The sequence below is a fragment of the Maribacter algarum (ex Zhang et al. 2020) genome, assembly GCF_005885635.1.
Taxonomy (GTDB): domain Bacteria; phylum Bacteroidota; class Bacteroidia; order Flavobacteriales; family Flavobacteriaceae; genus Maribacter_C; species Maribacter_C algarum.
Map to the genome: position 1 here is coordinate 396,062 of NZ_VATY01000003.1, position 18,435 is coordinate 414,496.

An 18,435-nucleotide genomic window follows, 5' to 3' on the forward strand; every position below is an offset into this window, starting at 1 on the left:
TTCATTTGAAATAAAAAACCCAATGTTATCATTGGGTTTTTTTGTGCCATAACATAACGCGGTTAAGCGCGTATTATATTTTAATAAACTTCTGGATGAAAATATCCGAAATCTTGTGGTGTTGAAGCTAATAGTGTAGTGACCTCATCAGAATTTATATTTACCTTTTTAATTTGAAATGGATGTTGTGTAAGGTTGAGGCTATGAAAAAGGATTTCCTTTCCGTCTAAAGACCAACACATACTTCCCCCATTTGACCCCGTATCGTCTACTAATTTGGTTTCTTCATTACTCTCAACATCATAAACCGTAATGTCAACATTTGTATAGGCTACGTTTCCTGCGGAAAAAACGATTTGCTTTCCGTTTGGTGAAAAAGATGGATCGTGATCCCTTGTAAAGTTAGTGGTTAACCTTGTGATGTTAGAAATACTTTCATTTGTAGCATCATAATCAGCACTATGTAATTCCAATTCTGACAAATCGAAGGATAGTATGTTATTTGGAAACGCCATAAAAATGACTTGCGAATTGTCAATAGAAAAATTGGGGTCGATTATCCACCAATCTGATAAGTTCTTCGGATTATTCCCCTGAGCATCTGTTGTCACCATTCGCCATTGCTTTCCTTCTGGAACAATCTGCTCGGATATCATTAGTATTTTAGAACCATCTTTGTTCCATCTTGCGACGCCTTGTCCAGTCCAGCTATGCTTGCCCTTTTCTATTAACACACGCTCATTTTTACCGTCAGCATCTACTAAAAGTAACTCAGCTTCTTGGTAATCATCGTGATTTTTCTCAGTATTTGTTGGTGAACGATATACTAAAAATTTTGATTTATCTGGAGATACTTTAGGCCACCAATAATCATAATTTGGATCACTTAATAGAAGAGTCTCTTGGTCGTCTTGATGCTTGAATAACTCATTATGACCATTCTTATCCGAAGAAAAAAGGAACCCTGAAGTTAATTGCTCCTCAGGGATTGGATTTTCACTTATTGGGCTTTCAGAATTTTCATCCTTATCGCATGAACCAAATAAAAAGACTATAAGTACCAAAGTCAAAATACAGAGCGCCTGCAAAAGGAAAGTATTTTTTGCAAACTGTATTTTATCTTGTTTTTTCATGCTATTGGTATAACTTTAGAACGTTTATTAATTCAAATAAATATGTCCGGACAATGATTTATTCGTTCCGTCTAAATCTTCATAATTCAAAATATAAAAATACGTGCCTACTGGTAATTTTTCACCTGAACTATAAGTTGCCCTAGCTTGCGACCTCCCGTCAAAAGTGTTTCCGTTTGTATTATAGGACGTTGTTGAATAAATCAATACTCCCCATCTATTATAAATTTCAAGAGTGTTATTGAGTCGCACATCTAAACCTGTTATAATTAAATAGTCATGTGCACCATCTCCATTGGGCGTAACCACATTAAATACCTCAACGTCTTCAAAAATTGGCGGTGCATCTGGATCTAAATAATCTGGGGTGCCATCATTATCAGTATCATCATTAGCGTAATCTCCGTCTTCGTTGATATCTTCGTCTATAGTATTTATTTCATCCTCGTCATCATCAATATCTCTATAATCTGGTTCGTTATCACCGTCGGTATTAGGTAGATCATTTATAGGGTCATCAATTTCGTCATTGACATCAATATCAATCTGTTCAATTCCTTCAAAACTATCGTCTAGACCATCATCATCTTTATCTGAACCAATAAAAACTACGTCTGGAATACCATCACGATTTTGGTCACTTGCTTCAGTACTATCTGGAACATTATCATTGTCTGAGTCAGTATCCAAATAATCTGGAAGGTCGACGCCATCGGTATTCAATGGAATTAATCCGATATCAACACCATTCTCATAGGCGTCATCCACTCCATTGGCATTAGTGTCTTGTAGGCTTGGTGGAATATATCCAGTAGTAGTTTGCGCTTCTACATTATCAGGAATACCATCATTATCACTATCAATATCTAAGTAATCCGGATAAATATCATTATCGGAATTGGTAGGGTTCGTAGACGGATCGTTATCGCCATCGGCATTTAAATCCTCGAAAGAATCTAGAATTCCATCGTTGTCACTATCCAAATCAATAATGGCGTCATCAATGGCATCTCTAAAATCAACGTCACCTCCGTTATTAGCATCTGAATCGGCATCCGGCAGAATAACTGGTGCATTCAAGGGATTATCAATAGTTCCACCTACATCCGAATAATCTGCTGTTGAATCAACAGTATCATCTAGACCATCTGAATCGGCATCAATCCCTGATAAAGAGATAGCGGCTTCCGTTCTATCATCCGCTCCTTCATTATCTGAATCTATATCTAAATAATCAGGTAAGTCAGCACCATCAGTATTTGTTGGTAAAAGTCCGATAGGATATGCAGCATCTACACCATTGACATCAACAGTTCCATTTGGAGCAATATATCCTATTGTTGTTTGGGCTTCCACGTTATCTGGAATTCCATCTCCATCACTATCGAGATCCAAGAAATCATAAATAGTATCAACATCGTCGACACTTTCAGAAAGTGTATAATTTATTGTTTCGCCGTCGGGGTCATTTTGGACCACATCTGGTATACCATCAGCTCCTGTAGTTCCATTTAGTATTCCGTTGGTATGTGCTTGACCATGGCCAGCCTCCACAACATCTAAAATACCATCATTATCACTATCGAGGTCGAAGGAATCTATGATGCCATCATTGTCGGTGTCCAAACAACTAGACGGATTAGCTACCGTGACACTTACGAAATCAATATTCGCACCGGAATAAAAATTTGGGCCAGGAGCATTTGAAGTAAAACGTACTGTTGACTGTGCACTGTTCGCTACAAAGGTGTTTTCGTAGTATAACCAAGTATTCGGACCACGAACACCTCCTATAGCTCCTTGCGCCATTGTATTCTGATTGTCATTTAGTATAGTGTTGTTTGCATCGTCAAGAACAGCAATCTGCAAGTTTACAGTCGAACCTGTGGCGTGCCCCCAGTCTTCTCCCCAGTATAGTGAAATGGTATAGGTATTACCTGGAACCGTATTGATAATTTGACTGAATTCATTCATGATACCACCGGACCTAGTGGCCGCCCCGATAATGTCCATATATTGTCTACCATGGTAAGCTGGAGCCCAAGTTCCACCTTCTACCCATGCATCCATATTTTGGGTATAAACCCAAGATGATATTTGGTCAGTATTTAAATCTGCACCAATGTAAGCTCCGTTGGCGCCCGCATTGACATAGACAGCTACATCCGTAAAATCATCTCGTTCGAAAGACCCATTTAGTATCAAGTTTCCACAACCTTCGTCCGTATCGAGGATACCATCGTTGTCATCATCAAAATCCAATACATCTGGCAAACCATCATTATCATTATCAGGTCGATTATCATCAGCGTCTCTAAAGTCGACATCACCACCAGAAGAAGCGTCACCATCTTCATCTGGAAGTATAATTGGCGTAACAAGTGGATTGTCGATGATTCCTCCTACATCTGAATAATCTGCCGTCGCGTCTGTCGCATCATCCAAACCATCGCTATCCCCATCAGAATTCAGTAGTGTAATTTGTGCCTCTGCCACGTCATCCCCACCTTCATTATCAGAGTCAGTATCCAAATAATCCGGATTATCGGTGCCATCTGTATTGGTAGGAACCACACCACTCAAATAGGCGGAATTCACACCATTATTCGTTAAATAAGTCGCTGCATCATCAGGATTTGGATTGACATATCCAATAGTTGTCTGTGCTTCGACATTATCGGGCATACCGTCACCATCGGAATCTAAATCAAGAAAATCATATATTGTATCGGTATCATCAGCACTTTCAGAAAAAGAGTAGTTATATGCTCTATCATCAGGCGTGGATTGAACTATATTTGGGATTCCATCAACTCCAACGGTTCCACTAACAATACCATTTGTATGTGATGCCCCGTGGCCTATTTCGACCGCATCGAGAATTCCATCATTATCGCTATCTAAATCAAGGTAGTTGAAAACCCCATCGCCATCCGTATCGCAATCGACTGGTCGTAGTGCAGCTATAGCCCCGCTCATACCAAGATCTGGACCCGTAAGTTGGGTAAATGAAAAGCTTACAATTGGGTTTAATTCGTAACCTTCGAAAACAAGAATACCCCAAGATTGCCCAGTACCAGGTCCGTTTCGGACATATCGTATTCCAGCAGGATACGGTGCACCTACTCTTTTCACCAAATCAATGGCGTAATTAGGATCACCGCTGTCTTCCCTAGCTTGAAAATCATATACATCCTCGAATGCGTCCTGTGTTACGATGAAATCTGCATTTGAAACTATGGTTCCGTCAGCCAGGGTGAGTTGAAAATCTCCAATTTCGTTGGTTGAATGCACATTTCCTAAAGTTAAAGAAAGACGTCCAACAGGTTCTGCAAAAGTAAATTCATGACCTGGAGCGTCCTCTTCCATAGCAATATGGAACTCATTGGCACCTACTATCGGATGTCCTGTAGAAGTTACACTCAATCCATAATCTGCATTTGTAATTGTTTGTCCACTGGCCATTGTATATTTTAACATTCTAGGATTCTCACCAAGACACTCCTCAATATCAGGTATACCGTCATTATCGTCATCCATATCCACCCGATCTGGAATAGTATCGTTATCTGTATCCGTGCTATCATCGACAGCATCTCTATAATCAACATCTCCACCAATGCCTGCATCCATATCTAAATCGGGTAATCTCACTGGTGTTGTCAATGGATTGTCAATAGTCCCGGCTGGGTCAATAAATCCCCCTAAATCCTCATCTGTAGAATCATCAAGACCGTCATTGTCAATATCATTGCTCGACAGAGTAATACCAGCCTCGTTGGTATCATTGCCTCCTTCATTATCAGAATCTAAATCGAGATAATCCGGGTTATCTGAAGTGTCAGTATTTATAGGTACAATTCCACCCAAATAAGCTGAGTTTACACCATTGTTTAATAAATAAGTCGCAGCATCATCAGCATTCGGAGCGATATAACCAATTGTGGTCTGCGCTTCAACATTATCCGGAATACCGTCGCCGTCACTATCTAAGTCCTGATGATCAGGATTTATGTCGCTATCGCTATTACGGTTCTGACAAGATGAAACCCTAATGGTAAAATCATCAAAGACGGAGTAGGCAACATTGCCATCGTTTTGTTGATTGTAAGCATAGACTCGCATGGTATAGTTCGTATTCTCTTCAAGATTATAGGTTACACCGGAGGGAAATAAGTCAAAAAATTCCGATACTCCATTTGTCGGATAATGAATTCTAATATCAGAGTAAAGCAAGACCGAGGTTGTAAAATTATCCTTCGAGATAGCCAGGGCAACATCGTAGGAGTTTCCTATTATCGTACCACCTCCATTTTGATACCAATTCATACCCACCCTTTCCATTAAAGGATTGATTAATCCAACGGCAGTTGTAAAACTAACCTCAACATATTCTTCTTGAGCTATTGCTTCGCTATAGTTCAAGGCGTCCATATTGGATAATTGTAGCTCTGAATTTGGAGAACCACCCGTTAAACCGGCACCCGTCGTAACATCGGTAGTGTTAGAAATAAGCCAATTCGAAATTGCTGGGTTCTGAACAAAATCATTAGTCCTAGTTCCAACGGGAGTGTTAAATTCCCAAGCAAAATAATCGTCATTAATGCACTCCATTCCTTCAGCCGTGTCCAATATCCCATCATTGTCATCATCTTCATCTGTTCTATCGTCTACACCGTCGCTATCTATATCATCTGATACGGTAAGATATACATAGGCCACATCTGTACCTCCACCGGCATCGGTAATTTCATAACTAAATGTATCCGTACCAAGAAAGCCATTGTTCGGCGTATAGGTGAAAAAATCATCGTTGGAGTCAACAGGCGTACCATTATCATTTAGGGCTATTGTACCATTAACAGGTAATGTAAAGTTTGTTATCGCCCCATTTGCTTGCAGACCTGAACTTCCGAAATTATCGTTGTCAAGAACGTTAACGACATTATCGGTAGTATTAATGGCCACATTCAAATTATCAAATATTGCTTCAAGTTTAATAATTATAATAGCTATCCCGGTATCACAAACGCTTGCATTAGGTGGAGGAAGGCATACTTCATATTCAAAGGTATCATTTCCTGTATAGCCGGGATTAGGCACGTAATTGAATGTCCCATCCGGATTGAAAGTCAAATTTCCATTTGAAGTGGTGGTAGTAAGTGTATATGTACTACCCGCGGGTACCATGTCATTTTCGCCGATATCACCATTGCCTTCACGATCTAATTTGATTTCAAGGGTATCATCCTCTGCATAGGTTTGCATCAAAAAGAACTTGCCATCACCATGGTCGGTTGTTGCACCTAGATAACGAATCGAAGTGATCAAAGAACCAACTGGCGCCATGTCAGAAAGATGATATAGAGCAATACCGATTACTTGGTTATTTTCATTGTTTCTCCCACTACTCCAATAATCGCTATTTGCGGAAGGTGCCACCTGAGGCCCTACACCAGTCAAATTGAATTCGTTTCTAACAAATGTGCGACCCAATAATTGTTCCGGCCCACCTCCTGCAGGAATACCGTGCAATTCAATATACATACAGTTATTACCGCCACGCTCTGTAATGGCAATAACCCCATCCGGATTTGAAGGAATACCAGGTAGATATCGGATTGTTTGAATCTGTGCATTTGTAGTAGCAACGGCCGTATAGTCATTGCAAAAATTATCCCCAGCACTATTGGATTGAAAATAATGATTAAGGTTCAATGATTGATAAGCGTCTAGAGCATCGGAAGCCCAATTGGGATCATCACTTCCACTGGTGGTTTGGGTACCGTTTGTCCATATATTATTTTGATTATGACCACCAGGTCCAAGATTGGTCATCTCATATGATGAAGGAACAACAAAAGTTGTATAATCTACTCCTCCAATATTTATTGACTGTAAATTTGCAGGATCGCTGAGTGAACTTTGATTATCGGCCCAGTTAAAGGTAACTCCTGTTCTGATAGAATTCGCCTGACTATGTGATTTCTGAATAAATGAAAATATAGCAATCACAAAAATCAAGGTTTTTGAGCGCCATAATATATTTAGAAAAAGATGGTCAGTGTTTTTGAGGGGCATGGAATTGGTTGATTATTGATTTTATTTCATACAAACATGTTTATCTTGTTATTTAGAAAAATCTTGGCGATTTCAACTGCCCTTTTGTCTTGATAAAATCATAACGCAATATGACCTCAAACGAACCATCATTAAAGGCCGCACTACCTAATTCAGTAACTTCTCTATCATATGCCAAACCAATCAGGAATCCTTCTGAGATATTAAAACCTAGCATCCCACTTACCGCTGCATCCCAGCGATACGCAGCTCCTAATATGAATTTATCACTTAGCATGAAATTAGCGGAAAGATCTACTTGTAAAGGGGCGCCTTGAACCACCTTGGCCAATACTGTTGGTTTAAATTTCAATGAAGTGTTTAAATCCCAAACATATCCGGTTATAAAATAAAAGTTCATTTGCTCTTTGGCTGTCGATAAGGAAGATTCATCAAAATGAGTAGTTTGTAAAAACCTTGGTACCGAAAGTCCTGCATAGAATTTGTTGGTATGATAATATACCCCTGCTCCAAAATTCGGGGTAAATCTGTTATCAATATCTACTGCTAAATTTGGGTCAGTAGTAAATTGGTTCAGTTCAGAGAACTTAACATCTAAAAGGTTTCCACTTGCCTTTAATCCAAAACTTAATCTAGCTTCTGTTGATGTGTAAATAGTGTATGAAAAGTCAATATCAAAATTCGTTTCTGAAGTAGGGCCGATTTTATCATTTACAACTGACAGTCCTAGGCCTACTCCTCTGTACCCTATTGGTGAGTGAATATTAAAAGTTTGTGTAGTAGGTGCTCCATCGAGACCTACCCACTGCGATCTATGAAGGGCACCGACGCTTAAATGACCTCTCGAGCCCGCATAACCCGGGTTTACACTTACCGTGTTATACATGTATTGTGTATACTGCGCGTCTTGCTGAGCGTACATGGATGTACCGGAGACCAACATCAAGAAAATAATCTTGACTAAAGTCGATCTAACACATATATAGTTTTTCACTTGAGACCTCATAAATTATCTATTTAGGTATAAGTAACCTGACAGTGATTTCATATTGTCATTCTCGTCTTCGTAATCTAAAATATAGAAATACGTACCCACAGGTAATTTATTATCTACCTGAACTGTTACTCTTCCTATTGATGTTCCATCAAAGACATTTCCTTCTGTGTTGTAAGCATTTGTTGTATATACTAAAACTCCCCAACGGTTATAAATTCGAATTGTATTTACTGGGTAATTCTCTAAACCTGAAATCGTTAGAACATCATGAATACCATCCCCATTTGGTGTAATCACATTAAAGATTTCAATTGCCTCAGGTGCTGGACGATCTAGGTATTCGGGAATTGCATCTCCATCACTATCATCATTAGCGTAGTTTCCATCACCATTCATATCTTCATCAATTGTATCAATTCCGTCGTCGTCGTCGTCAGTATCCCTATAATCTGATTCGCCATCACCGTCTGTATTCGGAAGGTCGTTGTAGGGATCATCGATTTCATCATTAACATCCAAATCTATTTGAGTGGTACCTTCATAAGCATCATCTAAGCCATCTAAGTCTTTATCCGAACCAATTAAAACAACATCAGGGATTCCATCTTGATTGTTGTCATGACCTTCTATATTATCAGGAACGTTGTCATTATCGCTATCCTCATCTAAATAATCTGCAAGTAAGTCATTATCAGTGTCCACTGGGAATATTCCTAGGTTACCATTCTGTTCGTAGGCATCATCCAGACCATTTGCATTCAAATCTTCTCCACTTGGTGCTATATAATCATCTGTTGTTTGTCCTTCAACATTATCTGGAATACCATCATTATCACTATCGATATCTAAATAATCTGCAATACCGTCACCATCGGTATCTGTAGGATTGGTCGTTGGGTCACCGTCGTTGTCAGCATCTAGGTCTTCTATATTATCAAGAATTCCATCATTATCCGTATCAAGATTTATTACATCCGTAACAACAATAGTTACCGTTCCAGTGCTACAATTTCCAACCGAATCACAAATGGTATAGTCGAAAGTGTCGACTCCCACGAAATCCGTGTTCGGGGTGTAGGTCACGGTATCATCTGAAGGAATGTTAGGAGTACCGTTATCATTAATGACCACCGTACCGTCAGTTGGGGTTGTCGTTGTTAATGTGCCTGTTGATGGAAGATCATTATCATTGCCCAAAATATCAATATCAAGGGGAGTATCTTCAGGAGTAGCTACAAAATCATCAATTGCGTCAACAATAGGAAGCACATCAATATTTACAGTTGCAGTACTGCAATCACCAAAGATGTTACAAACCGTATAATCAAAAGAATCTGGACCATTATAATCCGGATTCGGAACATAGGTGACAATATCATCCAAAGGATTGTTCGGAGTACTATTGTTATCTACAATTACAGTTCCATTTGTTGGGTTGGTAGTGGTAAGTGTGCCTGTGTCAGGTAAATCTGAATCGTTGTCGTAAATATCAATCGTAACGGAAACATCTTCATCCGTTGTAACGACATCATCAACTAAGGTCGCCGATTCATCGATACACACAATCGTGAAATTGGGTAAGCTACTATTGTTACCCGCTTTTGTGATGGTTGCCGTATAGCGTTGTACCGTCTGTGTTGCAATAACCATCGGTCTTGTTTGGTCCCCTGTTACCGAGGGATTCCAACTAACTGTTGCCCCGGAGGGAATATTAGCGGTAATATCCATGATAACCTCATTGTAAGGAGAGTTACAATTCGTTACAATGAAATACCCAGTAGCGTTTGAGCCGCAAAGTGTGCCATCATAAGTTGCAAAGTATACACCTTGCTCAGTAACTTCTAAGAAGAAATCAGTTCCTAAAACTGTACTTGTATCCTGAGCCTCATACCATTGATAATTTGTTTCGTCACCACTGTTGGGCGCTTGTAGTAAGAACTGGGCATTGGATACAAGAATCCCCAGCAAGGTAAAAACAAGGCTGAGGATTAGCTTTTTATATGTAGGGATTACTTTCAATTCGATTTGGGATCGTTCGGTTACTAAATTTACTTAACAACGAATACTACGTTGATTAATGTGTTATAATCTGTTGGGATGTTTTCAACCTCTATGGTCAAATTACCATCGGCATCGATTGTTGGAAAATTGGGGTCACCTATGTCAGTTTCGAAAACGGTAGGATCAGCATATGTCACATAATAATACAAATCTGTCGGACCGTAAAATGGTACAGCCAGTGGAGCTCCCGTACTACCAACCGTTGGCATGCTAAATTGAGTCAAATACTCGTCATATAAATCGATGTTTTTTATACCCGTAGTAGATGCATCTACGGTTATTGAGGGTGGATAGAAAACTTTTGAAGCTTTCAAAGAATTTACCTTCCTAAGGTTACCATCTACATCTGCCGAAACAAGTTGATCGGTGTCTGCAGCAGCAGGCAAAGTACGTACCCGTGCATTACCATTTACATCTAATTTGGCTTCAGGGCTGTTTAAGCCGATACCAACTTGGTCAGTAGAAGCGTCAGTGAACAAAAGATTAATATCATTTTGCCCTTCAACTCTCATATCATTGTTATTTCCACTTTCATTTACAGTCATGCGATCATCGGCTCTAAAATGACCATCAACGCGTGTTCCTGAACTAAAATCGTTACTCGGATTTATTCGCAACCAATTATTAGAAGTTAAAGATTGGAAAGCTTCGTCTCCGTTCATATAAACACGCTCATTTAATTCAATATCACCCTCAACATCAAGTGTACGTCCTGCAGTCACAGTAGCCCTTCCTATAGCAACTGTACCTTGTGTGAATATATTATCCCCAATGGCATTCGGGGCAGACGTACCACCTACTTCATACCAGTCGTGGTCGCTTAAACCTGCAAGATCAACTGTTTGACTGGACCCATCTTCAATACCCACTGTTAACGTGGTACCTGATAAACCAAGGCTTTCTATATTTTGATTGTCCGTACCTGAATCATCCAAATGCGATAAATTCACAGTTTGACTTGTACCATCCTCGATACCTACCGTCAATACATTGGAAGTAGTGTTTACCGCAAGACTTTCTATATTTTGATTGTCCGTACCTGGATTATCCAAGTGGGAAAGATCTACTGTATCGCTTGAACCATCTTCGATACCTACGGTCAGTACATTAGTAGTAGTATTTACCGCTAAGCTCTCGATATTCTGATTGTCAGTTCCTACCAAACTCGATAGATTAACCGTTTGAGCCGTTCCGTCTTCGATGCCCACTGTTAAGGTAGTACCCGCCAAGCCTAGATTCTCGATATTTTGATTGTCCGTACCTGGATTATCCAAGTGGGAAAGATCTACTGTATCGCTTGAACCATCTTCGATACCTACGGTCAGTACATTAGTAGTAGTATTTACCGCTAAGCTCTCGATATTCTGGTTATCAGTTCCGACCAAACTCGATAGATTAACCGTTTGAGCAGTTCCGTCTTCAATGCCCACTGTTAAGGTAGTACCGGCCAATCCTAGATTCTCGATATTTTGATTGTCCGTTCCGGAATCGTCCAAGTGGGAAAGATCAACAGTATCGCTTGAACCATCTTCGATACCTACAGTCAATACATTCGTTGTGGTATTTACTGCTAGGCTTTCGATGTTCTGGTTATCGGTGCCCACCAAACTAGATAGATTAACAGTCTGCGATGAACCATCCTCAATACCAACTGTCAATACATTGGCGCCTGATAGTCCAAGGCTCTCAATATTCTGATTGTCCGTACCTGAATTATCCAAATGCGATAAATTCACGGTTTGACTTGTACCATCCTCGATACCAACTGTCAATACATTCGTAGTGGTGTTTACAGCAAGACTTTCTATATTTTGATTATCAGTACCTGGATTATCCAAGTGGGAAAGATCTACCGTATCGCTTGAACCATCTTCAATACCTACAGTCAATATATTCGTTGTGGTATTTACTGCCAGGCTCTCGATATTCTGGTTGTCAGTTCCCACCAAACTCGATAGATTAACCGTTTGAGCAGTTCCGTCTTCGATGCCCACAGTTAAGGTGGTACCGGCCAATCCTAGATTCTCGATATTTTGATTGTCCGTTCCTGGATTATCCAAGTGGGAAAGATCTACTGTATCGCTTGAACCGTCTTCTATACCTACAGTCAATACATTCGTTGTGGTATTTACTGCTAGGCTCTCGATGTTTTGATTATCTGTACTTCCGGCAGCTAATTCGGTCAAAGCTCCCTCGACATCTGTCGATGTGAAGTTACCCCCTGCGTCGGCTATACTTACCTCTGAAGCGGTCTGGTCATCCGTACCGACTAAACTTGATAGATTAACAGTCTGTGATGAACCATCCTCTATTCCAACTGTTAATACATTGGCGCCTGAAAGTCCTAAACTCTCAATGTTTTGATTATCAGTACCAGCATCATCCAAGTGGGAAAGATCAACTGTTTGGCTTGCGCCATCCTCGATACCAACTGTCAATACATTTGATGTTGTATTTACAGCTAAGCTCTCGATGTTTTGATTATCTGTACTTCCTGCTGCCAATTCGGTCAAAGCTCCCTCAACATCTGTTGATGTGAAGTTACCCCCAGCGTCGGCTATGCTTACCTCTGAAGCGGTCTGGTCATCCGTACCTGCATCGTCTAAATGAGATAAATCTACTGTTTGACTTGTACCATCCTCGATACCAACCGTCAATACATTTGACGTTGTATTTACCGCTAAGCTTTCGATATTCTGGTTGTCAGTTCCGGCATCATCCAAATGTGAAAGATCAACCGTTTGACTCGTTCCATCTTCGATACCTACCGTCAACACGTTAGATGTTGTATTTACACCTAAGCTCTCGATGTTTTGATTATCTGTACTTCCTGCTGCCAATTCGGTCAAAGCTCCCTCAACATCTGTTGATGTGAAATTACCCCCTGCATCGGCTATACTTACCTCTGCAGCAGTCTGATCATCCGTACCTGCATCGTCTAAATGAGATAAATCTACTGTTTGACTTGTACCATCCTCGATACCGACTGTCAATACATTTGACGTTGTATTTACAGCTAAGCTTTCGATATTCTGGTTGTCAGTTCCGGCATCATCCAAATGTGAAAGATCAACCGTTTGGCTTGTTCCATCCTCGATACCAACTGTCAATACATTTGACGTTGTATTTACTGCCAGGCTCTCAATGTTCTGGTTATCGGTACCAACCAAACCTGATAAGTCAACAGTTTGTGAAGAACCATCTTCGATTCCAACTGTTAATACATTGGCGCCTGAAAGTCCTAAACTCTCGATATTCTGGTTGTCAGTTCCGGCATCATCCAAATGTGAAAGATCAACTGTTTGGCTTGTTCCATCCTCGATACCGACTGTCAATACATTTGATGTTGTATTTACTGCTAAGCTTTCGATATTCTGATTGTCGGTACTTCCAGCAGCTAGTTCGGTCAAAGCTCCCTCGACATCTGTTGATGTGAAATTACCCCCTGCGTCGGCTATACTTACCTCTGAAGCGGTCTGGTCATCCGTACCGACTAAACTTGATAGATTAACAGTCTGTGATGAACCATCCTCTATTCCAACTGTTAATACATTGGCGCCTGAAAGTCCTAAACTCTCAATGTTTTGATTATCAGTACCAGCATCATCCAAGTGGGAAAGATCAACTGTTTGACTTGTGCCATCCTCGATACCGACTGTCAATACATTTGACGTTGTATTTACAGCTAAGCTTTCGATATTCTGGTTGTCAGTTCCGGCATCATCCAAATGTGAAAGATCAACCGTTTGGCTTGTTCCATCCTCGATACCGACTGTCAATACATTTGATGTTGTATTTACTGCTAAGCTTTCGATATTCTGATTGTCCGTACTCAAACCTGCTCCATCCACTAAAACCCAGTTTGCTCCATTCCACTGCATAATTTGATCAGCAGATGTTCCATCGGCTATGTTTTCCAATTGTACGGCGTTGTCTGCAATTTCAGCATTGGTAATTCCATCCGCAGCAACATCTAATGTGTATGGACTAACCGTCGTACCAGCTCCTGAACGCACCAAAGTACCATCTGTTGCATTAACAACTTCATTCCCAATAACACCATCGTTTTCTGTTACTGTTACTGAACCCAAGTCTACTAAAGTCCAGGAAGAAGATGTTCCATCCCACTGCATTACCTGCCCGTCAGAAGTACCATCAGCAATATTTTCTAACTGTACTGCGTCATCGGCAATTTCAGCATTGGTAATTCCATCAGCAGCTACATCCAAGGTATATGGACTTAATGTCGTTCCCGCTCCTGATCTAGTCAAAGTAGCATCTGTAGCATTAACGACCTCATTACCAATGATAGAATCAGCATCATCAACATTCAAGGTAATATTGTTTCCACCTGAAATAGTAATATCACCAGCAGTGCCATCAGTAGATAATGTCTGACTGTCCGTTCCGGCATCATCCAAATGTGAAAGATCAACCGTTTGGCTTGTACCATCCTCGATACCGACGGTCAACACATTTGACGTTGTATTTACTGCTAAGCTTTCGATATTCTGATTATCAGTACCGACCAAACCTGATAGATCAACAGTCTGTGATGAACCATCTTCAATTCCTACTGTTAATATGTTGGCTCCTGAAAGTCCAAGATTTTCAATATTCTGATTATCCGTACTTCCTGCTGCCAATTCGGTCAAAGCTCCCTCAACGTCCGTTGACGTGAAGTTTCCACCAGCATCAGCTATACTTACTTCTGCAGCAGTTTGGTCATCCGTTCCTGCATCATCCAAATGAGATAGGTCGACTGTTTGACTCGTTCCATCCTCGATGCCTACCGTTAGTACATTCGTTGTTGCATTCACTGCAAGGCTTTCAATATTCTGATTATCGGTTCCTGCATCATCTAAATGAGAAAGGTCAACCGTTTGGCTCGTACCATCCTCGATACCGACTGTCAATACATTTGTGGTCGTACTAACTCCTAAATTCTCGATATTCTGGTTATCAGTACTGCCAGCTGCCAATTCCGTCAAAGCTCCCTCAACGTCTGTTGAAGTAAAGTTACCTCCAGCATCCGCTATGCTTACCTCCACCGCTGTCTGGTCATCCGTTCCAACCAGACCTGATAGATCAACAGTCTGTGATGAACCATCTTCGATTCCAACTGTCAGTACATTGGCTCCTGAAAGTCCTAAACTCTCAATGTTCTGATTGTCGGTACCAGCATCGTCCAAATGGGAAAGGTCAACTGTCTGACTCGTTCCATCTTCAATACCTACCGTTAGGATATTGGAAGTAGCATCAACGCCTAAACTTTCGATGTTCTGATTGTCGGTACCGGCATCATCCAAGTGGGAAAGATCTACTGTCTGACTGGTTCCATCTTCAATACCTACAGTTAGGATATTGGAAGTAGCATCAACGCCTAAACTTTCGATGTTCTGATTGTCAGTACCGGCATCATCCAAGTGGGAAAGATCAACTGTCTGACTTGTTCCATCCTCGATACCTACCGTCAGGATATTAGAAGTTGCATCTACGCCTAAACTTTCGATGTTTTGGTTATCCGTACCTGCATCATCCAAGTGGGAAAGATCAACTGTTTGCCCCGTTCCATCTTCAATACCTACTGTCAATATATTCGTGGTTGCATTTACGCCTAAACTCTCGATGTTTTGGTTATCAGTACCCACTAAGCCAGAAAGATCGACCGTTTGACTCGTTCCGTCTTCGATACCAACTGTCAATTCATTCGTAGCTCCATTAAGTGCCAGATTTTCAATGTTCTGATTGTCCGTACTACTAGCGGCAAGCTCCGCTAACGCACCCTCAACCTCTGTCGCTGTAAAGTTGCCCCCGGCATCTGTAATATTAACTTCGGATGCAATTTGATCATCAGTACCTGCATCGTCCAAATGTGAAAGGTCAACAGTTTGACTTGTACCATCTTCGATACCTACGGTCAATACATTCGTCGTAGTATCGACTCCTAGACTTTCAATGTTTTGATTATCTGTGCTTCCAGCTGAAAGTTCATCAATGGCAGCTTGTGTATCTGTTGCTGTCAATCCTGATGTAGTATTGTCATAAGTTACTTCCGTCGCTGTTTGATCGTCCGTACCAACTAGACTGGAAAGGTCCAAAACTGGATTATTTCCCAGTTCATTTGTATAGGTTAGTTCATTGGTCGCTCCGTTGAAGCCCAATGTTGTATTGGTCTCAGAAATAGTTACAGAAGCCACATTCAAATATAATGCTCCATCAGTACCAGCAGTAATATCGTTGTTAGCATCTCCACTAATCAAGTTCACCGACTCTGTACCGCCACCATCTGTTATCTCTAGGCTTCCCGCGGTAATTGCACTACCTGTATTGTACTCGTTTCCAATAACAGCATCCGCATCATTTACATTTAAAGTAATTGTATTTCCATCTTCAATGGAAATATTACCAGCTGAGCCATCTGTGCTAATATTTTGATCGTCTGTGCTGTTCGCAGCTAAATCTTCGATAGCTTCCTGGACCGTTGTTTCATTATTTCCATCGCCATCAACATCCACCGCTGTATTCAAGTTTACTTCCGTAGCATCTTGGTCATCAGTCCCGACTAAGCCTGAAAGATCGACTGTTTGACTTGTTCCGTCTTCGATTCCCACTGTCAGTTCGTTGGTGGCCCCATTAAGTGCCAGATTTTCAATGTTCTGATCGTCTGTACTACCAGCAGCGAGTTCCGCTAGCGCACCTTCGACCTCCGTCGCTGTAAAGTTACCTCCAGCGTCGGTAATATTAACTTCGGATGCAATTTGATCATCAGTACCTGCATCATCTAAATGGGAAAGATCCACTGTCTGGCTTGTGCCATCCTCGATACCTACGGTCAATACATTTGTTGTCGTATCGACTCCTAGACTTTCGATGTTCTGGTCATCCGTACTACCCGCAGCTAAGTCCTCGATAGCTTCCTGGACCGTCGTTTCGTTGTTTCCATCGCCATCAACATCTACCGCAGCGTTCAAATTTACCTCGGTTGCATCCTGGTCGTCAGTGCCGGCATCATCTAAATGTGAAAGGTCCACTGTCTGGCTTGTTCCATCTTCGATTCCGACAGTCAACACATTTGTTGTTGTGTCAACCCCTAGACTTTCAATATTCTGGTCATCTGTGCTTAAACCACCTCCGTCAACGAGAGTCCAGTCCGTTCCGTTCCACTGCATGATTTGGCCAATAGCTGAACCATCAGCTATATTTTCCAATTGTACAGCGTTATCTGAGATTTCAGCATTCGTTATTCCGTCGGCAGCCACATCCAAAGTATAGGGATCGGCATTGGTTCCAGTTCCGGATCTGGTCAAGGTGGCATCCGTACCATTTACAACTTCATTTCCTATAACTCCGTCTATTTCAGTAACTGTTACAGATCCTAAATCTATAAGCACCCAATCCGTACCATCCCACTGGATAACTTGACCTGTAGTTGTACCATTGGCAATATTTTCTAATTGAACTGCATCATCGGCAATTTCAGCATTGGTTATTCCATCTGCTGATACATCTAAAGTATATGGGTCGGCATTAGTTCCTGTACCGGATCTAGTCAAGGTAGCATCTGTACCATTTACCACTTCATTTCCGACGACAGCATCAGGATCATTTGAATCAATAGTCTGTACATTGCCTGCTTCATCGGTATACGTGTAAACCCCGTTTACAGGAGCAGACATCGTCGATAAGGAAGTATCCGTAATAAGTACGGTCCCGCCTGCGGCATCAGTAAAGGTATACGTACCGTCAAGGTTGTCGGTCAAAGCCACGGTTCCCGCCGCTGCATTGATCTCATCGATCGCCGCCTGTACATCCGTTGCCGTTAAGCCCGATGTCGTATTGTCATAAGGGTTCGAACTCGCGTTCGTATCGATGGTCTGGGTTGCCCCGCTCTCATCGGTATACGTGTAAACCCCGTTTACAGGAGCAGACATCGTCGATAAGGAAGTATCCGTAATAAGTACGGTCCCGCCTGCGGCATCAGTAAAGGTATACGTACCGTCAAGGTTGTCGGTCAAAGCCACGGTTCCCGCCGCTGCATTGATCTCATCGATCGCCGCCTGTACATCCGTTGCCGTTAAGCCCGATGTCGTATTGTCATAAGGGTTCGAACTCGCGTTCGTATCGATGGTCTGGGTTGCCCCGCTCTCATCCGTATACGTG

5 protein-coding genes are annotated in these 18,435 nt (G+C 41.3%); all 5 read right to left on the reverse strand.

Annotated elements, in window-relative coordinates; genetic code table 11:
- Positions 1 to 80: 80 nt before the first annotated feature.
- Positions 81 to 1,133 carry a TolB family protein gene (locus tag FEE95_RS15420; protein WP_138658895.1) on the reverse strand — a complete coding sequence of 351 codons (1,053 nt, stop codon included), beginning with the start codon at positions 1,131 to 1,133 and terminating at the stop codon, positions 81 to 83.
- A gap of 27 nt (positions 1,134 to 1,160) precedes the next feature.
- Positions 1,161 to 7,214: a T9SS type B sorting domain-containing protein gene (locus FEE95_RS22170; RefSeq protein WP_171037062.1), complete on the reverse strand. Its 6,054-nt coding sequence runs from the start codon at positions 7,212 to 7,214 to the stop codon at positions 1,161 to 1,163.
- Positions 7,215 to 7,266: 52 nt separating this feature from the next.
- Complete coding sequence (locus FEE95_RS15430) at positions 7,267 to 8,157, reverse strand: PorP/SprF family type IX secretion system membrane protein (protein ID WP_238474609.1); 891 nt, start codon at positions 8,155 to 8,157, stop codon at positions 7,267 to 7,269.
- A gap of 66 nt (positions 8,158 to 8,223) precedes the next feature.
- Positions 8,224 to 10,230 carry a T9SS type B sorting domain-containing protein gene (locus FEE95_RS15435; protein ID WP_238474595.1) on the reverse strand — a complete coding sequence of 669 codons (2,007 nt, stop codon included), beginning with the start codon at positions 10,228 to 10,230 and terminating at the stop codon, positions 8,224 to 8,226.
- 29 nt (positions 10,231 to 10,259) lie between these two features.
- The coding region (locus FEE95_RS15440; protein ID WP_212748446.1) for a beta strand repeat-containing protein at positions 10,260 to 18,435 on the reverse strand (8,176 nt) is incomplete at its 5' end.

Excerpts from the sequence above, each read along its gene's own strand:
- FEE95_RS15420 (WP_138658895.1), bottom strand. The coding sequence starts at position 1,133 with ATGAAAAAACAAGATAAAATACAGTTTGCAAAAAATACTTTCCTTTTG.
- FEE95_RS22170 (WP_171037062.1), bottom strand. The coding sequence starts at position 7,214 with ATGCCCCTCAAAAACACTGACCATCTTTTTCTAAATATATTATGGCGC.
- FEE95_RS15430 (WP_238474609.1), bottom strand. The coding sequence starts at position 8,157 with ATGTTGGTCTCCGGTACATCCATGTACGCTCAGCAAGACGCGCAGTAT.